The 26382-nt window shown below is 47.4% G+C and carries 20 protein-coding genes; 10 read left to right on the forward strand and 10 right to left on the reverse strand.

Features of this window, described 5'->3' with window-relative positions; genetic code table 11:
* Positions 1-129: 129 nt before the first annotated feature.
* The gene (locus HF638_RS19710; protein ID WP_169481693.1) at positions 130-1302 is read left to right on the forward strand and encodes a rhamnogalacturonan acetylesterase; all 1173 of its coding nucleotides are present in this window, start codon (positions 130-132) and stop codon (positions 1300-1302) included.
* A gap of 133 nt (positions 1303-1435) precedes the next feature.
* On the opposite strand, the gene mnhG is transcribed toward HF638_RS19710, so the two are convergent.
* Genes mnhG through HF638_RS19740 form a run of 6 tightly spaced genes read right to left on the reverse strand, consistent with a single transcriptional unit; the run spans position 1436 to position 7344 of the window.
* A complete protein-coding gene (gene mnhG, locus HF638_RS19715; protein ID WP_169481694.1) occupies positions 1436-1828 on the reverse strand; it encodes a monovalent cation/H(+) antiporter subunit G in 393 nt (130 codons plus the stop codon).
* On the reverse strand, positions 1812-2096 hold the full coding sequence (locus tag HF638_RS19720; RefSeq protein WP_017688855.1) for a Na(+)/H(+) antiporter subunit F1: 285 nt from the start codon (positions 2094-2096) through the stop codon (positions 1812-1814). Before HF638_RS19720 ends, mnhG begins: the two co-directional genes overlap by 17 nt.
* Positions 2096-2572 carry a Na+/H+ antiporter subunit E gene (locus HF638_RS19725; RefSeq protein ID WP_062834057.1) on the reverse strand — a complete coding sequence of 159 codons (477 nt, stop codon included), beginning with the start codon at positions 2570-2572 and terminating at the stop codon, positions 2096-2098. Before HF638_RS19725 ends, HF638_RS19720 begins: the two co-directional genes overlap by 1 nt.
* Positions 2573-2578: 6 nt before the next feature.
* Positions 2579-4057, reverse strand: coding sequence for a Na+/H+ antiporter subunit D (locus HF638_RS19730; RefSeq protein WP_062834058.1), 1479 nt, complete (start codon positions 4055-4057; stop codon positions 2579-2581).
* Complete coding sequence (locus HF638_RS19735; RefSeq protein ID WP_062834059.1) at positions 4050-4388, reverse strand: Na(+)/H(+) antiporter subunit C; 339 nt, start codon at positions 4386-4388, stop codon at positions 4050-4052. Before HF638_RS19735 ends, HF638_RS19730 begins: the two co-directional genes overlap by 8 nt.
* A gap of 1 nt (position 4389) precedes the next feature.
* Entirely contained in the window at positions 4390-7344 is a 2955-nt protein-coding gene (locus HF638_RS19740; protein ID WP_169481695.1) for a Na+/H+ antiporter subunit A, read from the reverse strand.
* Positions 7345-7644: 300 nt separating this feature from the next.
* On the opposite strand from HF638_RS19740, the gene HF638_RS19745 reads away from it, so the two are divergent.
* Complete coding sequence (locus HF638_RS19745; RefSeq protein WP_169481696.1) at positions 7645-9285, forward strand: sensor domain-containing diguanylate cyclase; 1641 nt, start codon at positions 7645-7647, stop codon at positions 9283-9285.
* 70 nt (positions 9286-9355) lie between these two features.
* Positions 9356-9877, forward strand: coding sequence for a hypothetical protein (locus HF638_RS19750; RefSeq protein WP_169481697.1), 522 nt, complete (start codon positions 9356-9358; stop codon positions 9875-9877).
* 124 nt (positions 9878-10001) lie between these two features.
* On the opposite strand, the gene HF638_RS19755 is transcribed toward HF638_RS19750, so the two are convergent.
* A complete protein-coding gene (locus tag HF638_RS19755) occupies positions 10002-11132 on the reverse strand; it encodes a GGDEF domain-containing protein (protein WP_169481698.1) in 1131 nt (376 codons plus the stop codon).
* Between the two features lie 233 nt (positions 11133-11365).
* Here HF638_RS19755 and HF638_RS19760 point away from each other — a divergent pair, with 233 nt between their 5' ends.
* The 7 genes from HF638_RS19760 (at position 11366) to HF638_RS19790 (ending at position 23209) form a co-directional block, all read left to right on the forward strand.
* A complete protein-coding gene (locus tag HF638_RS19760; protein WP_169481699.1) occupies positions 11366-18079 on the forward strand; it encodes a DUF7507 domain-containing protein in 6714 nt (2237 codons plus the stop codon).
* Positions 18076-19767: a DUF11 domain-containing protein gene (locus tag HF638_RS19765; protein ID WP_169481700.1), complete on the forward strand. Its 1692-nt coding sequence runs from the start codon at positions 18076-18078 to the stop codon at positions 19765-19767. The genes HF638_RS19760 and HF638_RS19765 overlap by 4 nt, the downstream gene beginning before the upstream one ends.
* A gap of 154 nt (positions 19768-19921) precedes the next feature.
* Positions 19922-20179 carry a YolD-like family protein gene (locus tag HF638_RS19770; protein WP_036608707.1) on the forward strand — a complete coding sequence of 86 codons (258 nt, stop codon included), beginning with the start codon at positions 19922-19924 and terminating at the stop codon, positions 20177-20179.
* 100 nt (positions 20180-20279) lie between these two features.
* Positions 20280-20399 carry a hypothetical protein gene (locus tag HF638_RS19775; RefSeq protein ID WP_024631887.1) on the forward strand — a complete coding sequence of 40 codons (120 nt, stop codon included), beginning with the start codon at positions 20280-20282 and terminating at the stop codon, positions 20397-20399.
* Positions 20400-20556: 157 nt separating this feature from the next.
* On the forward strand, positions 20557-21060 hold the full coding sequence (locus tag HF638_RS19780) for a ferritin (RefSeq protein WP_062834066.1): 504 nt from the start codon (positions 20557-20559) through the stop codon (positions 21058-21060).
* A 418-nt stretch (positions 21061-21478) separates the two neighbouring features.
* Positions 21479-22219: a polysaccharide deacetylase family protein gene (locus HF638_RS19785; RefSeq protein ID WP_169481701.1), complete on the forward strand. Its 741-nt coding sequence runs from the start codon at positions 21479-21481 to the stop codon at positions 22217-22219.
* 78 nt (positions 22220-22297) lie between these two features.
* Entirely contained in the window at positions 22298-23209 is a 912-nt protein-coding gene (locus HF638_RS19790) for a hypothetical protein (protein ID WP_169481702.1), read from the forward strand.
* A 182-nt stretch (positions 23210-23391) separates the two neighbouring features.
* Here HF638_RS19790 and HF638_RS19795 read toward each other — a convergent pair whose 3' ends face one another.
* From HF638_RS19795 to desA, 3 genes are all read right to left on the reverse strand, one after another.
* Positions 23392-23991, reverse strand: coding sequence for a response regulator transcription factor (locus HF638_RS19795; RefSeq protein WP_169481703.1), 600 nt, complete (start codon positions 23989-23991; stop codon positions 23392-23394).
* Entirely contained in the window at positions 23988-25136 is a 1149-nt protein-coding gene (locus HF638_RS19800; protein ID WP_169481795.1) for a histidine kinase, read from the reverse strand. Before HF638_RS19800 ends, HF638_RS19795 begins: the two co-directional genes overlap by 4 nt.
* Positions 25137-25228: 92 nt before the next feature.
* Positions 25229-26287 (reverse strand): Delta(5) desaturase DesA, encoded by a 1059-nt coding sequence (gene desA / locus HF638_RS19805; RefSeq protein ID WP_169481704.1) that lies wholly within the window; start codon positions 26285-26287, stop codon positions 25229-25231.
* Positions 26288-26382: the final 95 nt, after the last annotated feature.

Genomic DNA, 26382 nt, shown 5'->3' on the forward strand with positions numbered 1-26382 from the left:
CTGAAAAAGCGAAGCGTTCGCCTTTATCACCGGATTTTCCCTTGAGAAAAGGGAATCGAAAAATCTGGGGATAACAGCGATTGGAAGGTTATTCTGTCTTCGTAGTGCATTCGAGAGGAGAATTCAGTGATGAAATGGTCAACATCCGTAAAATATCTACTATCTCTTGTTCTGTTTGCAAGTACGATCGGCATTGGTCTGGGAAGCAGTGGAGGGCACATCGCCGAAGCGGCAACGGACAATTACAGATTTGATTTTGGCTCGGGTTCAGTTGAGAGCGGTTACACAGGCGTGTCCGCAGGAGACGGCTTTACTGCGACGAAAGGATATGGTTTCAACACACCTGCTAATATGAGAAATGTGTCTGCCTCTGGAAGCGGAGTTATGAGTGATGCTGTACAGTTTCTGACATTTGGCACGAAGAGCACTAATACCTTCAATGTGGATCTGTCCAATGGTCTCTATGAGGTCAAAGTGGTTCTGGGCAATACAGCCAGAGCGAGTGTGGCTGCAGAAGGTGTATACCAGATCATCAATATGACGGGCAACGGGGCGACGGACCAATTTCAAATTCCGGTGACTGACGGGCAATTAAACCTGCTGGTTACGGAAGGGAAGACAGGTACGGCATTCACACTTAGTGCTCTCGAAATCCGAAAAATATCCAATCAGGCCGTGACCAATCGCACGATCTACATTGGTGGCGACTCAACGGTGTGCAATTACTATCCGCTTGGCAGCAGTGTACAGGGAGGTTGGGGACAGCTATTTCCATCCTATGTGAACAATGCCACCTTCCAGGTTCGAAATATGGCATCAAGTGGTCAATTTGCGAGAGGTTTCCGCGATGATGGTCAGATGGAAGCGATTCTGAAGTATATCAAGCCAGGAGATTATTTCATTTTGCAATTTGGAATTAACGATACCAATGCCAAGAACAATACAACGGAGACTCAGTTCAAAGAGATTATGCGGGATATGGTACGCCAGGTGAAGAATAAAGGAGCGACGGTTATCCTCTCCACGCCTCAGGGGCGGGCAACGGACTTCAATTCCGCCAATGTGCATCAAGCGGAGAACCGCTGGTACAATCAATCCACCCGTGCACTCGCTCAGGAAGAAGGAGTCACACTTGTTGAACTGAATAAGTTAAGTTCCGCTTATTTCACGTCCATTGGTCCGGCGGCAACACTCGCTCTGTATATGACAGGAGATAGTTTGCATCCGAATCGTCAAGGTGCTGCACAGCTTGCGCGCATTGTTGCCGAGGATCTGAGAAGACAGGGACTGAATGGCTTCTGACGATGCAATTAAATCTGCCTGCATGATCCAGGTTTGATATGATCCGTGTATGAAAAATAAAAAAATACCCCGAGGAACACACCGCAAAACGAGCGGTTGATCCTCGGGGGATTTGTTATACCTAGGCTTAGGATTATTCCATCATATCTTTGGCCTCATGGTTCACCTTTTTACCTTTTAACAAAGGTTCCAGTTCATCTTGAACGCTTTGCTCCCACAGTGGCACATCTGTGCGATAGGCGGCCCGTCCGTTCAGGTGTCCGGCGACGGGAGCCGTGATGAATACGAACAGGATACCTAGCAACAAGCGTGCACTGATATAGTTGTCGAAGTACCAAAAGAAGAAAAACGTAGCGCTTAGTACACAGAACACACCAAGCGTCATACTTTTGGTTGCGGCATGGGCTCGCAGATATACGTCAGGCAGTCGAATAAGTCCGAACGCACTGAGTGCACTAAGCAATGCACCGAGCAGTACGAGTAGACCTATGGCTGTTTCAGCAGCTACATTAACGATCTCCATCATTTTTGAATACCGCCCCCCGTTCAATATAACGTGCAAATGCCACGGTACTTAGAAAAGCTAAAATACCAATCAGCAAGATGATATCCAGATAGGCCTGGGTTTGCAGCATCATCGACAGAACGGCAACGATGGCAATCACATTGATACCGATCGTATCCAGTGCCGTGATCCGGTCAGCCATGGATGGTCCCCGAAGCACCCTGTACAAGCAACCCAGAATGGCTAAGGAGAGAATGAGCAATGAGATGAACAACAGTGAGGATAACATTAACGCGTCACCTCCATAATTGCTTTTTCGAATGTGTTTTGGATATCATCTCTCAGTTTCTGTTCATCCTTAATATCCAGTGCGTGAATAAATAGTTTGCGTTGATTGCCCGAGATTTCAAGCGGCAGGGAACCTGGTGTCAATGAGATGAGCAGACAGAGCAGGGTAACCTCCCAATCCGAGGACAGTTCAGTCTTATATGTGAAAATACCTGGACGTATATCGAGCTTAGGCTTGATAATCTGGCGTATAACCTCAATGCTGGCACGCACCAATTCCTTGAACAGCAAATTAATCAGTTTGATGATGGCCCAGACTCTCACAATATAGAAGCGCTGGGGGAAGAATCGGCGCATCCCCCCGATGAGAAGCAGTCCGAGCAGGTAACCTATGAGAAAACCAACACCATTCCAGGCATTGTTCAGAAACATCCATACAAAGGCAATGATAAGATTCAGTACAATCTGAAAGGCCATAGACATCTACTCCTTCAATACGGCATCAATATAAATATTGGGATGCAGTAGAATATCGCCTGCGCGAGAGGTCAACTGGAACATGCCTTCAGCCCCCACACCCATTACGATGATGAATACAAACAGAATTCCGGCAGGAATCAGCAGGCCGTTCACCGCGTAAGGGCGTCTTGTAACCCCCGCAGGCGGTTCGCCCCAGAACGCTTGTATGAAGATGCGCAGTACCGAATATAACATCAACAAGCTGGAGAGCACCGCTATACCGGTGAGACCATACAAGCCTGCCTGTAAGCCACCTTCGAAGAGAAGTAACTTACCCGGAAAACCACTGAATGGAGGCAAGCCTGCCAAGGCAAGTGCGCTGATGAAGAACATCCAACCAAGCAACGGATAACGATGGATTAGCCCACCCATGTTGTCGAGCTTTGATGTTCCGGCAACAGCGATCAAGGCACCGCCGAGCAGGAAGAGCAATGTTTTGATCAACATATCATGCAGCATGTAGAAGAGCAGACCTTCCAGTGCAGGACGACTGGCCGAGGCCATACCGAAAGCGACAAACCCTACACCTGCGACCACGTTGTAGATGAGAATCTTGTTTACATCGCGGTATGAGATCGCACCGATGACACCAAGGACCATCGTTGCACCAGCCATCCATCCGATCAGTGCATGGAAGAAATCCGGATCGTGATAGAAGATCAGTGTGAATGTTCGCACAATCGCGTACAGGCCAACCTTCGTGAGCAATCCTGCGAACAACGCAGTGACGACTGCAGGTGGTGCCGCATAAGAGCCGGACAACCAGAAGAACAGGAACAGCCCGGCTTTGATGCTAAATACGATCAGGAAGAGTACGGCAATCAGGGTAACGACCCCGCTCTGTCCCACCTCAGCAATTTTGACGGACAAGTCCGCCATGTTCAGTGTGCCAGTAATGGAGTAGAGGAAGCCGATGGAAGCGACAAACAGTGCTGAAGAGACGATGTTAATCAAGACATATTTGATCGTTTCTCGCAGTTGTCTTTCGGTGCCTCCCAATACGATCAGTGCATAAGAAGAGATGAGCATCAGTTCAAAGCTGACAAACAAATTGAACAAATCTCCGGTTAGGAATGAACCGTTAACGCCCGCAATCAGGAAATGAAAGAACGGATAGAAGTGATGCTCTTCCCGCTCCTTGTTCACACTGCGGAACGCATACAGCAGACATGCCAGTGCGATGATGGAAGCGGCAACGACAAGCAACGCCGATACCATGTCCGCAACAAGCACAATACCATAGGGAGGGGCCCATCCACCCATATTAAGCGTTAGAACTCCAGTTTGAGCCACACGTGTAATGAGTATCGTGGAGACTGCTGCGGTGAACAAAAGTCCGATGACACTAATGATCCGTTGGATGTTCGTTTTCCGGAAAAACAGAAGAGCCAGAACACCTGTAATCAATGGCAACAGAATTGGCAGGACGACGAGATTATTCATATGGGCGCCCCCTTACTTCTTCCATATCGTCTGTTCTCAGCTTCAGATAGGAGCGATACGAGAGAACGAAGAAGAACGCAGTGAGGCCGAAATTAATAACAATGGATGTTAATATCAGCGCCTGTGGAAGTGGATCGACATAACGTTCAGCCATCTCCCCAAGCAGTGGTGGTGACCCGGTTTTGAGACGTGACATGGTGATCAACAACAGATGCACGCCATGGGTTAGTATGGACATACCAAGTACGATTCGGAGCAGGCTCCGCGACAAGATTAAAAAGACGGCAACCGCAAACAGAATGCCAACGGCTACACACATCAATATTTCCATATCAGCGATCCTCCCCGATCTGTAGAATGATGGTCATGGTGACACCCAGGACAGCGAGATACACGCCAAGATCGAACAGCATGGCCGTGGCGAGTTCTGTCTCTCCCAGCAAAGGAAGTTCGAAATAGCCGAAGGTTTGACTGAGGAACGGTACTCCGAATATAAATGAACCCGCGCCCGTAAGTAAGGCTATACCCAAGCCGATTCCTGTTAGAATACGGAAGTCAACGGGTAACGCTTTGCGTATCGTATCTGTACTGAATGCCAGAGCAATCAATACGAGCGCTGCCGCTGTGACCAGGCCGCCGATGAAGCCTCCGCCCGGATTGTGATGTCCTGCGAAGAACAGGTGCATGGCAAACGTCAATATGATGAACACAACGACCTTGGTGGTCGTTTGCAGCAATACATCATTACTCTGCAAGGGTACAGTATCCCACGAGGATGAGCTGCGTTCCCGGTTACCATACTTTTTCGTATTGTCCGTTTCATCATCCAGATCAGACTCGGAATCCTGATTTTCTTCCTTCTTGCGGAACTTCAATCGGGCTCCAAGATCCTTCGCTTCGAGGTTTAGATTAATCATGGAATAGATGGACAATGAAGCAACACCAAGCACCATGATCTCCAATAACGTATCGAAGCCACGGAAATCTACCAGTAATACATTCACGACATTTTTACCACCGGCTGAGTCATACGCTTCCTGAAGGAAAAAGGTAGAAATGCTCTCCAGTGATGCGGTTCCGCTTGCAGCTAATGCAACGAAAGTCATCACGACCCCGACTGCAATCGCTACGATCATATTCACTGTGAGATAACTGCGGCTTGATTTACCACGTTGCAGTTCAGGCAGATGGTAGAAGCAGAGCAGGAACAGTGCAACAGATACGGTCTCGACAATCATCTGTGTTAGTGCCAGATCCGGGGCCCGGAAGAGTACGAACAGCAGGGTTACGAGGTAACCAACCGCTCCGGTCATAATGACTGCCGACAGTCTGTTCTTGGCAAAAGGAATCGAAACCGCGGCACCGATTAGGGTGACTAGCAGGACGACTTCATAGAATGAGAAGGGCGCATTGCCCTGCAGATTCCACGTAATATTTTCGCCTGAACGGAAGAAGGCATAGACCAGTAAGGCAACTGTGAATGAGAAAATATAAACGAGATAACTACGAACTGAGCCATTCATATAGGCTTCCGTCCATTTACGTGCATAATGCTGAAGATTATCGAGTACGACATGGTACATATTGTTAATTGTTAATCCTTGTGGATAATGCTCATAAATATTCCTCCATCGTGGCAACAGCTTGTAGAGAGTGATTCCCAGAATCACGACTCCGATGGTCATAATTAGTTCCGGAGTCCATCCATGCCACAGAGAGAAATGTACATCAAAGCGCTCGTTCCCATTCAGTAGGGAAGGAAGCACAGCGGCCATTGCCGGTTCGATCAGTGATCCGGCCAGCAGGTTCGGAAAGAGTCCGAAGATGATGACAAGAATACCGAGAACAATGGGCGGAATGAGCATACCGGCGGGCGCTTCGTGCAGCTTCTCGGCAGGGATCTCGCTTTGGCTACGACCGAGGAATGTTTTGAACACGATAATAAGCGCATAGATCAGGGTAAACACACTTGCAAGCCAAGCGAATACCGGCAGTAGAACACTCCAGGAACCAAGTCCAAAGATTCGCAGATGCGTGACTTCGACCATCGCCTGGAAGAATAGCTCCTTGCTCAGGAATCCGTTGAACGGCGGGATCCCCGCCATGGCAAGTGAGCCGATCAGTGCTACGGTGAATGTAATTGGCATGAATGAAGCAAGTCCACCGAGCTTCCGAATGTCACGTGTACCCGTTTCATGATCGACGATGCCTACGACCATGAACAGAGCGGCCTTGAAGGTCGCATGATTAAACAGGTGAAGCAGCGCAGCGGTTATCGCCACGGTGTACATCGCAGAGGACTCGCCATATCCGAAGTAGAGAGCAGCAGATCCAACCCCGAATAGGGACATGATCAGACCAAGTTGAGAGATGGTCGAATAGGCGAGAATCGCTTTGAGATCGTTTTTTTTCACCGCCAGGAATGATCCATAACACAAAGTCAGAAGACCAACGCCGGTGACCAGCCAGAACCAGAGTCCCTGTCCACCGAAGATCGGTGTGAACCTGGCCACAACGTACAGTCCGGCCTTAACCATCGTGGCTGAGTGCAGATAGGCACTCACTGGTGTAGGAGCTTCCATGGCATCCGGTAACCAGATATGGAACGGGAATTGGGCCGATTTGGTGAAAGCTCCAATCAGGATCAAGACAAGCGCTGGCAGAAATAGTGCGCTTTCCTGAAACTGTCCCAACCCTGCAATGGTTGCACGAATACTGAACGTTCCTGTAATGAGATACATCATCATGAATCCGGTAAGCATGGCGAAACCGCCAAATACCGTAATCAGGAATGATTTTTGTGCTCCTGAAGTCGAGGCTTTACGTTTGTAATGAAATGCAATCAACAGGAATGACGTAATACTGGTCAATTCCCAGAATCCGTATAGCACGATCATATTATCAGACAGCACTACGCCCAACATGGCTCCCATGAACATCAACAGATACAGGTAGAAGCGGTTCAGGGCTTCTTTCATATCCATGTAGAAGATGGAGTAGAGCACAACGAGCACACCGATTCCGGTGATTAGCAGTGTCAGCATCAGGCTTAGACCGTCCAGATATAAGTTAAATCCAATGTCCAGTGAAGGAATCCATGGGATATTTCCGGATACGGTGTTGCGCTGGGACACAGCGGGTATGAGGCTCGCAAAGGTTACAAATAATAGTGCCGGGACAAAGAGAACCGGCCATCCCAAATGTAATTTACGGAAGAAACGATGCAGCGTGGCAAGAAGAATGCCAGCGGCAAAAGGCAGAATAACAGCAACATGAAGCAGGCTCAACATTACACCCCCAATGTTTAGTATTTCGACGACTCTCTCTGTGACATACAGGCGCATGATCCTCAAAGGATATGCTTGCTCTCTATATTCATAACCCAAGTATGTATATACAGAATCGTGTCTATTCTTTGAATGGAAGAAACACGGTGAAGATTTCAGTATAATATTGTATGGGCATGTATAATGAAAAAACACAAAAGATCCGATAAATATGAAAACGATTAGGTGACATCCCGTGTACCCTTTGCAGCATAGTTATGTTGAGAAGCAAGATGGTTTCACCGTGTAATGGAGGAAATAATGTCATTCAAGATCAGAACCGTGCTTACAGTTATCTTCGCTGTTTTATCCTTGCTGGTTACCCTGACGATTGGATCTATTTTTAGCCAAAAGTCATTTGTTGCTGTAGAGACTGAGATTGGTCACTCCCTTACAGGCACGGCCTCCCAGGCATCGGACAAGCTGGATCGGTTTATGTCCGCTCGCGCGGGTGAACTGGACCTGCTGGGCCGCATGGCTGCGCTGGAAGATGGATTTAAACCAGCTGAAATTCAGATGTTGCTGGATCAGCTACAAGATAGCTTTCCCTCATTCTCATGGGTTGGATTCATGGACCCGAAGGGAAAAGTATTAGCTGCGACGGATGGCATCTTGCTTGGTGAAAATTTATCCGAGCGACCTGTGTATCAGGAGGGAATCAAGGGTAAGTTTATTGGAGATGTGCATAATGCAGTACTTCTTGCCAAGCTGCTTCCGAATCCAACGGGAGAGCCGTTACAATTTGTCGATATCAGTTTTCCTCTGAAGGATAGCAAAGGTCATATTCAAGGTGTGCTCGCTGCACATTTAAGCTGGGCCTGGGCGAAGGAAGTCGAGGAATCGGTGCTTGCTCCGCTGAAGCGGGAGGAAAAGGACATTGAATTCTTTATCGTGAGCAAAAATGAACATACTGTACTGCTGGGGCCTAAGGAATGGATCGGTAAACCGCTGATATTACCGGGTATCGCAGAGGCCCAGCGTAACGAAAGCAGTTGGTCGATTGAAGAATGGCCTGATGGGAATGACTATGTGACAGGGTTTGCTTACAGTCAGGGTCATCTGGATTATCCCGGATTAGGATGGACCGTAGTTATTCGTCAAGTCAAGTCCACTGCGTTTGCTTCTGTCTTTGACCTCATGTGGTTTAATGTGTGGGCAGGACTTGCCGTTACCGTGCTGTTTGCACTTATTGGCTGGTATGTCTCTCGTCTGATTTCTGCCCCAATTGTACGTCTTACCAGGGTAGCCAATCGACTGCGAGTAGGAGACGCTCTTGAGATTCCCGAGAATAAAGGGATTAAGGAGATTGAAGTGTTGTCCCGTTCGCTACGGGATATGGTGACCTCTCTTACGAATAAAGACTCGGAGCTGGTCGTGATGCAGAATCTGGCCCATTTTGATCAGTTGACTAGTCTTCCGAATCGTACTGCCCTGGAAGCGTATCTGGAAGAGTCACTGGAGACCGAAAGTGAAAATCATACCCTGACGTTCCTCTATCTGGATCTCGATGGATTCAAACGTGTCAACGATACACTTGGACATCAGACTGGAGATGTACTCCTTCAGAAGGTGGCCCAACGTCTATCTGCTCTTGGTCAGGAGAAGGGCATAACGGTCCGGTTGGGTGGAGATGAATTCCTGATTGTACTTCGGTCTGTTGGAAGCCATCCGAGGGAAGAAGCCAGCGCGTATGCAGAAGCCATCATTCAAAGTCTGAACAAGCCGTTTATTATTGAATACGAGCGAATTCGGATTGGATGTAGCATCGGAGGTGCCGAATATCCGACCAACAGCAACAACCCAAGTGAGATTATCCGAATGGCGGACGAAGCTTTATATGAATCCAAACGTGCAGGTAAAAATAGAATGACATTTTATTCCGATTTGAAGCAGGGGCATTAGCGTATAATAATATTAGCTGAGATATCCAATCACCTTTGTACGATTCTGTATATAGACTAGGAGGGGTGACATGTCTGGAAAATATACATCGGTACCTTACGGTTATGAGCCACCTGCGGCCAGTCGCAAAGGCACACTGACTTTTTATGACTCGTTCGAACATGTTACCGATGAGCAACTCGAACACGCCGCTGCAACAGTGGATACCCGTTCATTCGTACAGCTCGTGCTGTATCCTTTACACGAAAGTACGTTTAAGCGAATGAGCAAGGATACGATACAAGCCTATTACAAAAGAGAAGACCGCCTGCATGATTGGAGGCGGGAACATCCTACCTCACGTATACGTGTAGAGGGACTGGAGGGCAAGAGAAAGAAATATACGCCTGTGGATAGCGCGCTGCGCCATATCACTGCGGAATACCCTGCCCCTCACTTTCTTTATTTGACGGTAGAGATGGCGAATATGTTTGCTTCGTTTGATTCCTTCAAAGATTGGATCAAAGAGCTGCGTCTCATCATTGACGGATCGTCCGGAGATCTGCATCCTAGGTTGGAGCAAAATCGTCATCGCTGGGAATGGTCGGAATGAAGACATAGAATTAAAATGTAGATGTAGTTAAAAGGATCAGTTCGGTGATCATAAGAAAACCAAAAAAAGTTGTGTTGTACAACCGTAATTCCGGTGTACAGCACAACTTTTTTTATTATGATTTTCAAACGAAGGACGAAGTCAGATCAAGTGACGTTACGGTTTTATTTTTACCTGTTCGTTTGGCGAGATACAGACAGGCATCCACTTCCTCGAACAATTTGTCTTTGCTCAGATTGGGACTGTAGCTTTTGAGACCGATACTTACCGTAATGAAAGCTCCTTCAAGTTCCAGATGACCCATCAGGGCAATCTTCTGACGAATCTGTTCCACCAGGGCGTAAGCCTGCTCGAAGGATTGCTCAAACATCAATAAGGCGAACTCTTCGCCACCGTAGCGTGCTGCAATATCACTTGAGGTAATCGTCTCCTGAATGATCAATGACACTTTCTCCAGAATGATGTCTCCAACCCGATGACCGTACGTGTCATTAATGGATTTGAAATCATCAATATCGATTAGAGCCAGATGCATACTCATGCCACTGTTGGCGTACTCAAATGCTTTTTCATAATAATCCTTGAATGAGCTTTGGTTGTAGAGGTTGGTTAAACCGTCTGTTTTGGACTGTTTGGTCATAATGGCGTTTCGCACAATAAGGTCCTGTTTGGCAAGCATGCTTGCCTGAAGGTCGTCCAGCACTTCGACTCCGCTGGTTACGATAACCTGTGCTACATATGTACCAAGGATTAGAAAAGCCGGAATGGATACCATGTCAAATGAAGACAGGTAGGATCGATAGGCTGGGTCGAACAGAACCAGAAGATAACCCATCATCTGCATCAGGAAGACTATCCAGACTCTCTTTTTGCTGAAGAACAGAACCGAAGCGAAGATAGGTAACAGGCAGATCGCTAATATAATCCGAATGTCATAATTGACATGAATAATCGTCCAGGCGATAACTGTGCTTGCTACAGACATGGCATAGAAGGAGTATGAACTGAAGCGCCGATCAACCCAACTTGCGATCAAAATGCAAGAACTGCTAATGGCCGTAGGCCAGAACAGGACATTCATCATGAAATCTGCAGGTGCGCGATCATACTCCAGAAACAGGAAACAGCCCACTTGAATGGCGAAATGTGCACTGATGACAACCCAGTAGGCATGGAGCATTTTTTTAATCCATTTGGAATGCTTGAACTCGTATTCTGTTGGAATGTGGCTATTGTGCGTATGGAAACTCTTCATATATCACCGCTGACTGCATCATAATGGTACGACAGAATTCTCTCGTATATGATAATTATAAATCACAATGAACAAAACGCAAATCATTATATTTAGAGCATGAGAACTAAGCTTACATTATATTACAGAGAGAACAGAAACTTTCCGAAAAGGGACATACAAATTTCGGAGGGAGCATCATAGACTAATAATAGGCTCCGTTTCATAGGATTGTAATTCTTGCTGAAGGGGAGGTGACTTCCATTCCTCTTGTCGTTCGTTCAACCGTCAACGCTACGGGGGCAATTACGTTTACGGGCAATACGCTGGGCCTGAGCCGTTCCGATACGGTAGGGGTGCCTGGTACGCAGGACAGCATCGGGGCGTTCTCGACGACCAACGCAGACGTGCGTTTCGGAACGTATCCGCTGGGAACTACAAGTTTGTACCAGAGCAATAGTTCCGCCGCGAGTCTTGTGCTTCCTGCAGGGAGCACGATTCTGTATGCGGAATTAATCTGGGGCGGAAGTTATATCAATGGAACTGTCAATCTGAGCGCGGCGATCAACAATCCGGTAACGTTCATCACCCCTGCAGGTTCATTCAGTGTTACACCCGACCCGGCGACCTACAATCAATTTGATCTGGGGGGCGGTGGTGCTGGCTATGTACGTTCCGCCAATGTGACTACACTTGTACAAGGCGGGGGAGCCGGTACATATATCACCGGAGCAGTGGTAGGGACTATTGTTATTCCGAGTGATTCCACAGCCAATCATGCGGGGTGGACACTTGGGGTTATTTATCAGAATCCCAATCTCCCTTTTCGCAACATGTCTTTGCGTGCAGGCGGCGTACTGGTGCAATCTACTTCACCGCCGGTAGTAACAACATTGACAGGATTCGCAACCCCCCTCTCCGGTGCACTTGGAGGAAGGGCACTGTTCAGTGCCCAGGAGGGTGACGCGAATCGGACAGGAGATCAGGCGTTATTCGGACCCACCTCGGCGACATCAGTGGCCTTATCGGGACCGAACAATCTGGCAGCGAACTTTTTTGCCTCCCAAATCAATGGAGATACGGGAGCACTTAACACAACAGGCACGTTTGGCACACGAAATCAGACCAATGGAGCTCCAGGCTCGAACATTGTTGGCGGTCGTCAAGGTTGGGATATTACCAATGTGGATGTGTCTGCAAGACTGATTAACAATCAATCCTCCGCAGTCCTGACGCTAACCACTTCGGGTGACGCGTACATTGTGAACGCGAATGCGATACAAGTTGATATCAACGCACCCAGAATTACAGTGGCCAAGGGTTCTGTGGCGACTGGAGCGGTCGCGGGAGACAGCGTCCTGTACACGGCAACGATTAGTAATGGAGGTACAGCCAGTGCTGCCAGTGTAGTATTGTCAGATACTTTGCCACCGGGTCTAACTTTCATTCCAGGCAGTGTCACAGTGGGCGGGGTGTCCCGTCCAACGCTGGATGTAACCGCAGGCATACCACTGGGTTCATTAAATTTAAGCACTAGTATTGTCGTTACTTATCGCGCATTAATCGCTAGTGATGCAAGTATCCTTCAACTCGTCAATTCGGCAAATGCAGCATTTACCTTTCAAAGCGTTGCAGGTGGTGCAGTCATCACAGGAGTCATTCCGTCGAATAACTCTACACTTCCTGTGTATTCACCTAACCTGTCCATTGTGAAATCGGCAAATACAACAAACGCTACGGTCGGAGATCAGGTAACGTATACACTTCAAGTCGTTAATGGAGGAAACGTGGCGGCTAACGCTACGATATCCGATAATATTCCAAGCGGCAGCACCTATGTTGCCGGAAGTTTTCGCGTGAACGGAACGGTTATTGCAGGAGCCAATCCGGCTACAGGGGTTAATTTGGGAAGTCTTGCAGCAGGAAGCACAACCACGGTAACCTTTCAAGTGCTGGTCACAAACCTGCCTACACCGCCTACGTTGGTGGATCAGGCTACGGCTCCATATTCATTTATTTCGGCTGACGGACGCACCATAACGGGTACGGTGGCGTCCAACACACTGACGATTCCGGTAACTTTGCCGAATGTATCCGTTGTGAAAAATGCAACAGTAACAGATGTTGCTGTTGGAGAGACCTTTACCTATTCGGTGGTTACAACGAATGGCGGCATACAAACGATTAGTAACGTAGTCCTAACCGACAGTCTACCAACGGGTCTGAATTTTGTGCCTGGAAGTGTGGTTGTCAGGGGGGCGAGTGTACCGGCAGCTAATCCGGCCAGTGGTATAGCCCTTGGTACATTAACGGCAGGAAGCTCAGCAACCGTAACATTTCAGGTCAATGTGCAGTCTTTGCCTAGCACGGCTACGCTCGTCAACCGGGCTGTCGTATCTTATAGCTCAGGGACATTCACGGGGATCTCTAACTCGAATTCCATCACAACGCCTGTATATCAACCTGTAATTACAATTAACAAGTCTGCGAGTCAGAGCAACGCGACTTTGGGAGATCAAATTGCGTATACCCTGCTCGTGTCGAATAGCGGAAACATAGCAGCACAGGTGAACGTGACGGATACGATTCCGGCAGGGCTTACGTTCATTCCCAATTCAGTTACTGTAAATGGGACAGCGCGACCGGGAGTCAGCCCTTTAACCGGGATCACGGTGGGTAGTCTCCCGCCCGGCGGGTCCGCAACGGTGGTATTTCGCACGTCACTGACGACGCTCCCGTCCCCGCCAACATTGGAGAATCAGGCAACAGGAAGTTATACGTACCAGCTTCCGAGTGGACGTAATCTGTCAGGAAGCACGTTGTCCAACATCGTTCGCATACCCGCTTCCGCTCCGAATATAACGATTGGCAAAACAGTCAATACAGCAGATGCAACTGTAGGAGATGTGCTTACCTATACGGTTGTAACGACGAATTCAGGCAGTGGGGCAGTTCAGAATCTGGTTCTATCGGATACGCCTTCTGCGGGGTCTGAATTTGTATCCGGGAGTGTCACAATCAATGGAGTTGCTGCCAGAAATGCAAGCCCGGTTTCGGGTATTGCTTTGGGGACATTGAATAGCTCCAGCAGCGTAACCGTAACCTACCAGACAAGAGTGACCGCCATTCCTGCTTCAGGTTCGGTCAGCAACCGGGCGAGCACAGCTTTTACGTCAGGCAGTTTTAATGGTGTTTCCTCATCTGTGACAGTGAATACGCCGATCTTTCAACCCGTCATTCAAGTGGTGAAATCGGCCAGCACAACGAGTCTGACCGTGGGAGATACCTTTAATTACGCCATCCAGATTACGAACACGGGCAATATTGCAGCGACGGTTACTTTAACAGATCCAGTTCCTGCCGGAGCCATATTCAATACCAACAGTGTTATCATTAATGGCTCACCTGTACCCGGAGTCAGCCCAAACGCTGGAATCAGTCTGGGAGCACTCGCCGCGGGCGCAACTGCGACAGTCACTTTCCTTGCAACGGTCACAAGCCTACCAGATGCAAGACAGCTGATTAATCAGGCCATCGTATCCTATAGCTACGCTCTTCCGAGTGGAAGGAATATTTCAGGTTTTGTTTCATCAAATACAATCACCATTCCCGTATCCCTGCCGAATGTAAGCATTGTAAACAGTGATAATCTAGATTACGCCGTATCTGGAGATGTTGTTCGATATACTTCAGTCATTCGTAACAACGGAACAGTAGCAGTGAACAACGTGGTATACGCGAACCCTCTTCCTTCGAACACCCCATTTATACCCGGAAGTGTCATTGTGAACGGGACTTCATTCCCGCTCTCCAATCCGACCGCCGGCATTCCAATCGGTACATTGGCCCCAGGGGCTGAAGTAACCGTAACTTTTGAGGTGAGGATAACTATGCCGATCCCTTCGCAGATTAACAATCAGTCGACGGTCAGTTTCACATCCGGTTCATTTTCGGGGTCATCATCGTCCAATACCACACAGACTCCGGTCATACAGCCACAGATTTCACTTGTCAAAACGGCGAATACAGCTAATGCAACCGTAGGTGATACGGTGGTATATACCGTGACGGTGAGCAATGCCGGTAACCTGGAGGCCAATGTAACGGTGACCGACACCATTCCAGCTGCAACCACTATTGTTCCAAACAGCGTGGTGGTATCCGGTGTGCCACAGCCGGGAGCAACACCAAGTGCAGGTATTCCGGTCGGTATTGTAGCAGCGGGAGCGACAGTTGTCGTCACATTCGCTGTGGTCGTGAATTCACTTCCATCGCCTCAGCAACTCAGCAATTTTGCAACGTCATCCTTTACATTTACACCTCCGGATGGAAGGATATTAACAGGAACAGCCACTTCAAATACACTGACATTTCCCGTCTCGTCACCCAACGTTGCCGTGGTCAAAAGCACTTCATCGACTGCTGCAGCCGTGGGCGATACAGTCAGTTATTCCATTCTAATTACGAACAGCGGTATAGCGCCGGTAAGCAATATTCAATTTTCCGATCCGATTCCTGCTGGAGCAACTTTCAACACAGGCAGTGTTACCGTGAATGGGGTGGCTCAACCCGGTTCCAATCCGGCAGGTGGGATATCACTTGCTACACTGGGACCTGGTGCATCCGCGACTGTGACGTTCAGTGTCAGGGTCAATGAGATTCCACCGGCGGGACAGTTGAGCAATCGTTCTACGGTCAGTTTTACCTCTGGAGCGTTCTCAAGCACGACATTTTCCAATACAGTGGTCACTCCGGTGTACCAACCGATTCTTACAGCTCAAAAGACAGCAAGTACACAAAATGCCACCGTCGGGGATACGGTTAGCTATACGATAAACGTGAGTAATCAGGGGAACTACGGAGCCCAAATCAATCTGACGGATAACCTGCCAGCCGGTACTATTCTTGTTCCAAATAGTGTCATTGTGAACGGTCAACCGTTACCAGCTGCAAGTCCGGCAACGGGCATTCCCGCAGGCAATGTGGCTGCCGGGGCTACAACCACGATTACGTTTTCCGTTGTTATTGATACGTTACCAACCCCGCAGCAACTCGTAAATCAGGCTTCCGTTGCGTTATCCTTTACATTGCCAGACGGTCGGAATATTACTGGGACAGTGATATCCAATGTGCTTACGATTTCGGTTTCGGCACCGGATGTGGCTGTGGTCAAATCCACGACATCTACAGCGGTTTCCGTCGGGGACATCGTAACCTACAGCATCGCCGTAACCAATAACGGAATTGCGAGTGTTAGCAATGTGATTTTTACAGATGCGGTGCCGGCAAGTACAATTCTTACCGCAGGCAGTGTGTATGTTGATGGTGTTCTTCGCCCAGGTGCGAATCCATCAACCGGAATAACACTCGGTTCCATTGCACCAGGCGTAACCGTGACGGTTGTGTTTAGCGTACAGATCACATCTCTTCCGGCAAGTGCAGTTTTGAACAACCAGTCAACCGTGAGTTTCACATCCGGTGCATTCTCTGCTACCACATTTTCCAATACCATTACAACACCGGTGTACCAACCCATTCTGGCAGCAGTCAAAACAGGAGATCAGGCCATTGCAACTGTGGGAGATACGGTGGTCTACAGTATTGCCATTACCAATACCGGAAACTACGGAGCATCTGTCACATTGACGGATACCATCCCTGCTGGAACGGAGCTTGTACCGAATAGTGTCATTATTAATGGCGCTTCAGCACCTGGTGCTGATCCGGCTTCGGGTATCCCATTGGGTGTTGTATCCACAACAACTACGGTTCTGTTCTCCGTTGTGATCGTGACGCTGCCTCTGAGCCAGTCCATAACCAATCAGGCTTCTGCCACCTTCTCCTACACATTGCCTGATGGAAGAACACTGGGAGGCAGCATTACGTCCAACGCACTCAACATTCAGGTATCTGCTCCGAATGTCAGCGTAGTGAAGACCACTCCTGTCATTGATGCTGTGGTAGGCGATACGATCATATACGAGATGGTTGTGAGCAATAACGGAATTGACCCTGTCAACAACATTGTGATCACCGATCCGATTAGCCCAGCCACGACATTTGTTACAGGTAGTGTTCTGGTGGACGGCGTCCCGCGTGCCTTAGCTAATCCGGCGCTTGGTATTGCTCTTGGTACGCTGGCACCGGGAGCATCTGTAGCTGTATCGTATGTGGTTCGGGTCAATTCACTTCCAACGCCACCACAAGTGAGTAGTCAGTCTTCCGTAAGTTTCACGTCCGGCGTTTTTTCGGGAGCAGCCTATTCCAATACCGTTATCACACCGATCTATCAGCCAATCGTTGCATTAACGAAGACAGCCAGTACCTCCAATGCAACGATCGGTGATACCATCATTTATTCCTTTACCATCAACAACAGTGGAAATCTTGCAGCTGATTTAACATTAACGGACAATATTCCAGATGGCGCTGTACTGCTTCCCAACAGTGTTCTGATTGATGGTGTCCCACAACCAGGAGCGAACCCGGAATCAGGCATTGTTGTTGGTACGATACCGCCTGGTGGATCGGTGAACGTAACGGTTACGCTTGAAGTTACCGTGGATTCGTTGCCTCAGAATCAGCAACTGATCAATCAGGCCACTGCCAACTATACCTTTAGTCCTCCGGATGGCCGTCTGTTGACAGGAACCGTATCTTCTAACGTGCTGGTGATTCCTGTATCCGCACCAAATGTTGTTGTTGTCAAAAGCACTAGTGCCATTGATGCTGTGGTTGGCGATGTAATCACCTATACGGTTGTCGTAACCAATAGCGGTATTGAAGTGGTGAATAATGTTGTCATGGTTGACCCTGTGCCGGCAGGAACGGTATTTGTAACCGGAAGTGTGATCGTCGATGGCGTGGCAAGACCTACTGGAAATCCGAATACAGGAATAACGCTCGGTTCCATTGCTGCCGGTGCTTCCGTTACCGTTACATTCCGAGTAGAGGTCGTTGTGTTATGAGCCAGACTTCCGGTCCGTTGTCCCACTGGCTTCAGAATCAGTCGTTGGTTCGATTCAGCTCGGGTACGACTGAACTGGAACAGGTGGCGTATTCCAATACAGTCATTACTCCATGGGTCGGGCCCAGGCTGGAAGTGAAAAAACAATGCAACGTAGCTGTGGCTACACTGGGGCAGTCCCTGACCTACCTGATCGAGATTGTGAACACAGGCAATTGTACAGCTATCGTTCATGTGGTGGATTCTTTATCTCCAGAAACATCACTTCTTCCAAATAGTGTACTGCGTGACGGGATTCCCCTACCTGGGGCATCACCGGAGCGTGGGCTTCCTCCTGCAGAGATCGTACCTGGGGCAACTCTACGATATCACTTTCAGGTCGTGGTCATGCGGATACCCTCAGGCTTAAAGCTGCTCAATCAAGCTCAGGTTAACTATGAGTTTGGAACATCCGAGGGCAGGACCGTCAGAGGTGTGGAGAAATCCAACACGGTGGAGGTGAGCATGGTTTCTTCCCGGCTTGAGGTCAGCCTTCAAGCCGAGCGGGGCCAGACTTTCTCAGGAGACATTGTTATGTACACCGTCATCGTGAGCAATCCTGGTTTTATTATAGCTACGGGTGCTCAGGTAACGATTGCTTTGCCTCAAGGGGTTGTTTTTATTCCTGCCAGTGTGATTGTCAATGAGATGTTCGCGCCACAAGTCACGCCTGATACTGGAATAGAGCTTGGGGAGATTGAGCCCGGAAGTTCCGTTCGGATACAATACCGCGTTCAGGTCGTGGGGGGAAGTGATACGAACGAAATATCAAGCGTAGCTGTACTAACGTATATCTCGGCAGGTCAGCAGGAAATGGTCTACTCCAATCAGGTAATCCTGGAATTGATTCAACCCCAGATCTCTGTTGTCAAAAGTGTACTCCCGGTGACGGCCACATGGGATGATGCCGTCCGATATAATATTACCATCTCCAATGCAAGCAGCTATGCGGTGGATGGAACCCTGCTGGATGTATTGCCAACAGGTATGACATTTGTCGAAGGCAGTCTGGGTTGGAATGGGGTTAAACGTCCTGGCACCAATCTGGCCAAAGGGCTTAATCTGGGGACGTTGACTGTCCGGTCTGTTCTTAATATTCAGTTCGAGGCGAAACTTGCAGAACGTGGTGAATTGATCCCTGATCAATACCGATATGTGAATCATGCTAGCCTGATGTATACATTTCGCTTGCCCGATTCACGGTCAGTGCAGCGGATGATTCGATCCAATGAAGCTGTCGTCGAGTTGAAAACGCCGATAATCCAGGCCTATGTTCAAGTGGAACCGACATTGGTTGAGCAGGGAGGCACGGTCATGTTCGAGGTACGTGTGGCGAATACGGGCAATTTGCCGGCACGCGTACAATTGGGGGGCATTTTACCTGAGGGTGCTAAATGGCTTGGGCAAGCTGCGGGTCAGATTCAATGGAGCATTCCGGAATATTCCACGCCAAGGATTCTGCATGTGGGGGAAATTGAGCCTGGAACGGAAAGGATCATCTCCTATGTAGCGCAGTTATCTTCCGAACCGACAGGTACGCTGCAAGGGGCCCTGACCGTCATGTACACATATGAATGGAATGGACAAAAACGGGCAGGTGAATCCCGATCGAATGAGTACAGCATCATTGTAGAGTATGGTGAAGAATAGGGGGTAACACGGTTAACGGTAACTTGCCTGAGGAATTTGTTCAATCTTGGGTGCTATGACATTACACGGACGTAAATGAATGGTATACTAATTGAATACGAACTCGGCAATCAACCCGTGGAATCGGGACGTCGGAGTAGAGGAGGCAGCCACATTGGCAAAAGCAAAAGTAGCAAAAAGACCTACACGGGATGAGTTTGAACTTGAAGAGTTGGGAAATCAGCTGGTTGAAGCCTTTCGTGAACGTTCGGAAGTACTGTTGACGGTATGGGGCAAAGAAGATCAGGTGCAAGGAGTTATCGTCAAAATGGACTCCCGCACACGACTCGTGCATGTAGAGTATACAGAGGAAGAGTTTACGGCGAAGGTACCTTTTCTGGACATCATGCGAGTGCAATCTCCCCGGTACTGAACGAAAAAAAACAGCATTTGAATAATTAGGGCATCCGCCCTGTCAAAGTCGTTCTTCCTGCATAAGATAACCCATACCTGTTGCAGAGGAGGTACGGTCAATGAGCGAAGTATTAGGTGGAGAAGCAAGAGGCTACGGATACGGAGGTTTCACTTCTGTAGGTGCCATTCTGGTTCTGTTCATCCTGTTGGTTATCATCTCCAAAGCGTTCTTGGTATAATTGCATATCTCTTAAGAATGAAAGAAGCTCTGCCATCGCGGCAGAGCTTTTTTTGATCGTTCAGTCATTGGCGAATTTTGTAGAAAATCGGTGTAAGTCATGCTTACGTTATGTTAGAATATAACCATCCCTAGAGAAAGAAAGAGGTGTTTTGATAATGAGCAAAGAGTTAACAGAATCTTTAAATGAACAGATGAACTTTGAGTTTTATTCCGCTCATGTATATCTGGCTATGGCAGCCTATTGTTCGAGCAAAAGTCTGGATGGATTTGCGAACTTCTTCATCGTGCAAGCGGAAGAAGAGCGATTCCATGGCATGAAAATATACAAATTCCTGAATGATCGTGGACAACGTGCTACACTTGCGGCATTGCCAGAACCGAAGAATGAATATGCTTCGATGCTGGATGTATTTGAGCATGGTTATGCTCACGAGCAACAAAACACGAAAAAATTCTACAATCTGGCTGACATCGCCCTGAATGAACGTGAACATGCGACGATGTATTTCCTGAAATGGTTCATTGATGAGCAGGTTGAAGAGGAAGCATTGTTTGACAACATTATTCAGAAGCTGCGCCGCATCGAAAAAGACAGCAATGCCTTCTACATGCTGGATGCAGAGTTTGGCAAACGTTCGTTCACTGCCCCTGCTGAATAACTGTACGTGGGAGTCGAGAAGATTCCAGCGACAAAAGATCATCTACATACAGCATGATCCCTTATGCTGATTGAAGACGAAGAAGCTTGCACTTTGTGCAGGCTTTTTTTGTATGCAAAGATATTTCCTTATTTTATCGATATGCTTGAATCGGAGAAAAGTCTATCAAAACCCTGAATATGGGTAATAGAGGATATGTCACAATTGATCTATCCTGGCGGGATCTCTTTTTTTGCGCAAATCTATCAAATTCGTATTAAATTTTAGGTTTATCTGACAAAAGTGTAACTCTACCGTAGCCTTTGAAGCGAGAACAAGAGCCGCTATCTTTGATAGTATTAGGATTAATCGCCAAGGGATGAAGGTAGAACAACATGGACACCCGGGGAAATATAACACACAAGGGAGACTTTTAATTATGTTACATATTCGCAAATCTATCATGGCTACACTTGCTATTTTACTAATCATTCCACTACTATTGCCGCATTCGGTATCTGCCAAATCAGCTACATCGAAGGATAGCGCAAGCAAAGCGAGTTCCAAAATCATATACCTGACGTTTGATGATGGGCCAACCGCTCACACGGGTCAGTTACTGGATATTCTGGATCAATATAATGCGAAGGCAACGTTCTTCATGCTGGGTCCACAGATGGAGCAATTTCAGAAGGCTACCAAACGCATCGTAGCTGACGGGCATGGATTGGGTCTGCATGGTGTGACTCACGTTCCAAGTAAATTCTATAAATCTGCCTACAGCGGATTGAAAGAGATGCAACAGGCCAATGTGAGTCTGAACAAGGTTGCCGGAGTTAAAACAAGTCTCGTTCGTACGCCATACGGTAGTAAACCATACCTCAAGCCGGCATTCCGCAATGTGTTGCTGGGTCAGGGTGGATTCCATCTGTGGGATTGGAATGTGGATTCGGAAGATTGGAAATACAAGAAGGATCACCAGAAAGTCTATAACAGTGTTATGAAGCAGATTCACAATGTACAAAAGAGTGGAACAACGCCTGTTGTGCTTATGCACGACCAGGAAGCGACGTTGAAAGTCCTGCCACAAGTGTTGAAAACATTGAAGGCAGAAGGGTATCGTTTTGAAGTATTAAACAAGAAAGTACAGCCGGTTAACTTCTGGAATGACAAGCGTTAATCTTTTTAATTTTCCAATTCAATCAGTCGATAGAAAGACCCAGACTACAGATTGGCTACAACCAAGGAGGTACACATCATGAAGAAACAACCATTGTGGATCACCATTCCGGTAACGACAGCCTTGTTACTCGCTCTAGCAGGGTGTGGCGAACCGGATTCGAATAATGCATCATCAGATAATGGCTCTTCTCCAACAACGACAGTGGGTGAACAGACCCAGACCGGAAGCGGTGGTGCTGATTTTTCTAACGAAAATGAAGGGGGAAGCAAAGAAAACACGAGCACAACAGATGGTGAAGAAACATCAGGATCTAAGGCGAATGACAACCAAGCTACCAATGGTCAGGTGGGTGTGAATGAGGTAATCCAGCAAGTTCGTAACCAGTTGACGATGAAGAATGTATCTTTACCCACATCTTTTACGTTAGAGAAGGGCGAATATTTGGGTGCGGTAATACCGTCCAACACTGCTGATGCATTTAAGGTGAACTTTTACGCTACCACTCAGTCTGTTGCCATTAATGATCAATCTTTAACTGCATCCGACAGTAAGATACCTGTACTAGCTTCCTATGAAGTGAAGACCTACAAGGACCCGAATCAGACAGAAATTTTCCCTGAGACGGACCTGAAAGATATTCGAACAGACATGGCTGTGGATCTGGGACATGGGATTAAAGGCATGAGTGAAGGTGCGGCAGGCAGTAAATATCTGACTTGGCAAGAAGGAAGATGGACATTACAGATTCGCTCGGTTTCCGAAGATAAAATGAATAATCCAGGTATTGCGAAGAAAATAGTGGAGTATCTGGAGTCACATACATTGCCTGTACCGAAAGATAAAGGGTATATCAACGTGGAATACCCAAGTGGAGGAAAGTCTGTTCGTGTAACGATCTCATGGCAGGACGGTCATCAAATTCACCAGCTCAAGACCGATCAAGTGCCACTAGAAGCCCTTGGTATGGCTGTATCTGTGAAATCTTGAGCATCTCATTGATATTCTGAAATATACAAGAAGTGAATATCAGATTATTATAATAAACATAAAAAGCTTGGCCCAAGAAGTGTTTTCCTGGGCCAAGCTTTTATTTCGAGCATGTTATTACGACTGACTTGTGCAGCCGAGCTACATGCTTATTTATGTTTCAATGGGTTAAAGCGGTACTTTCATTTGAACCACCCTTTTTCCTTGGAACGCGTGATGGCTTCAATGCGGTTACTGGCATTTAACTTGTTGAGAATGATGGAGATGTAGTTACGCACCGTACCCGTTGTGATGAACAGATGTCCGGCAATTTCCTTTGTGTTCTTCCCGTCTGCCATGAGGCCGAGTACGGCGTTCTCCCGTTCAGTCAGCGGATTCTCTTCGACATAAGCCTCATCGACCAAGTCGGGAGCGAAGATGCGTCTGCCATTCATGACTTGGCGGATCGCCTCGGCAAGTTCTTCAATAGGACTGTCTTTAAGCAGGTAGCCACGGACACCACCCTTCAGGGCACGTTCAAAATAACCGGTCCGGGCAAAAGTGGTCAGAATAATGACCTTGCAGCTCATTCCTTTGAGTTCTTCTGCCGCTTCGAGGCCGCTCTTCACGGGCATTTCTATATCCATCAGACAGATGTCGGGTGTAAGCTCTTGGACAAGGGAAAGGGCTTCCTGGCCATTGCTGGCACGTCCGACAACTTCCATATCTTCCTCCAGATTAAGCAGGGAAGACAAGGCACCGAGCATCATGCGCTGATCTTCTGCGATTACAATTCTAATCATGATTCTGCCTCCTTTATCGGTTTGCGGACGAGCTTGGGAACATGAATAATGATGGCTGTACCCTCGATGTTTGTATTAGATCGAATATCCAGACAACCATTGACGAATTCAAGTCGTTCTTTCATTCCCAAGATTCCCGTTCCACGTCGTTCTTGTTTACGAGTTCGTTCTATCCCAACGCCATTATCCTGTACAGTTAGGACATTATCGGCGGGTGTCTCTTCAATTATGATGGTACATGTTGTTGCCTGACTGTGTTTAACGACATTGGTGACGGCTTCTTTCAAACACATGCCGAGCACATTTTCATTCAATTGTGACGTGTCTTGCAGCTTAGGATTGCCTTCCAGCGCAAATTCAATCGAAGCGGCCTTCAGAATCTGCTCCGCTCGGAACAGTTCATCGACCAATTGCGTACCACGCATGGTCGTTACCATTTCGCGTACTTCCTTCAGAGCTGTGCTTGCCGTTTGTCTGAGGTCGTTCAATTCGATCTCGGCTTGATCGGGATTACTGCGGAGCAGCCGCTTTGCGAGATCGGTTTTGAGCCCGATTAGAGAGAGTTTCTGTCCAAGCGTATCGTGCAGGTCACGAGCAATACGTTGACGTTCTTCCATTTTTACGAGATCATCGAGTCGTTTGTTGGCATTCTCCAATTGGCCTTCCAATTGCTCAGTCTTATTTTTATTATACGTACTGATTGGAAGCAGGATGGACGCCATTAAGCTGATGAATACAAACGGGAACTGACTCACGAGCAATGAACTCTGATTGATAAAACCATAATTAATGGTTAGGAAGCTGGCTCCCAAATTCACCGAATAGAGGGTGAAGAAACCGGCTTTATTTTTAATATTGCCAATAAAAAAAGCAAGAAACAATGAGAAATAGGCATAATCATAGGCGATCGTCATCGTAATGGATATCGCAATGAGCAGTCCAATCCACATGTACACTTGCCAACCCTTGGTGATGAAGGCGAGCAAATAACAGACGAAAAAGACGAGAATGATTACAATGCCAGTTACCATTGTCCATAATTTGGAATATTGTGAAATGTAATAGAAGGGCAGGATGAAAAAGACAAGCCATACATAAGGGTTCAACCCTGTATTTTTATAAAAAATCTGCATCCACTTTTGAATGGAAATTCTCCTCCTCAACTTGCAATGTACTCAAACTTAGCCTGACTGTAGCACGACTTTAGCCTGAATACAAGAAAACGAATCCGACAGAGTTAAGGCTTCTCTGTCAGACCCGCTGGATTGGTTACTCGGATAGGCGGTTGAACATACGGCTTGCGGGATAAGCTTTTGAGCTGTCTGAAACTAATAAATTGTTTGGAATCTTCGTCCCATAAGCGGAAGCGCAGGGCAACCAGACTGGAACGTAGTGTAATAGTCGTTGCTTTTTGCAAAGGCGGTGTTGCATTATGTGCCTCTTCCAGGAAATAGTTCGGTACACGCGGGCTCAAGTGATGAACATGATGGAACCCGATGTTACCACTGATCCATTGCAATAATTTTGGCAATTTGTAATAAGAACTGCCTTCAACCGCTGCTTTTACATAACTCCATTCATCTTCATGTTCAAAGTATGTTTCTTCAAACTGATGCTGAACGTAGAACAACCAAATTCCGAAGAAACCGGAGAAGAAGAATATAGGTGCTTGCACCATAACAAAAGCTTGCCAGCCAACTAACCAACACATGGCAGCATATAGCGCAACGATCAATACGGTAGTCAAATGAGTATTAATACGTTCTTTACGTCTTGCACCTTTGCGGTTAAAGCGATACGCGAGAAGGAACACATAGATGGGTCCAATACAAAACAATACAAACGGATTACGATAAATGCGGTAGAACATACGACCCCAAAAGGAAGCTTCTTTGTATTCGTCAACGGTCATAACCCAGATATCGCCTACACCACGTTTGTCGAGATTACTGCTGGTTGCGTGATGGATGGAATGCTCGGCTTTCCATTGTTGATAAGGTGTTACGGTTAATACACCTGTAATGGTACCGAGAATATCGTTGGCACGTTTGCTTTTAAAGAATGAACCATGACAGCAGTCATGGAAGATAATGAATGTCCGTAGTACAAATCCGGATGCCACCAGGGCAATCGGGAAGGTAAGCCAGTAGGAAACCGATAAGCTAAAGTAAGCTGCAGCCCATAGCAAGAAGAGCGGGAGCAATGTATTGATTAACTGTCGGATACTTAATCTAAGATCATTTTTTTCGTAAGGGGTGACTTCTTTTTTTAGCGCCATTTCTTTGTTTCTGCTCATTGACGTTTGTCCTCCTTCAATCGTTATAGCTGTAGTCAGCTACAACTTGGCGTTTCCCGGTAGAACTTTCCTTTAGGAAGCGTTTTTATCATTGT

Origin of the sequence: Paenibacillus sp. SZ31, from assembly GCF_012912005.1 — a bacterium.
Lineage (GTDB): Bacteria > Bacillota > Bacilli > Paenibacillales > Paenibacillaceae > Paenibacillus.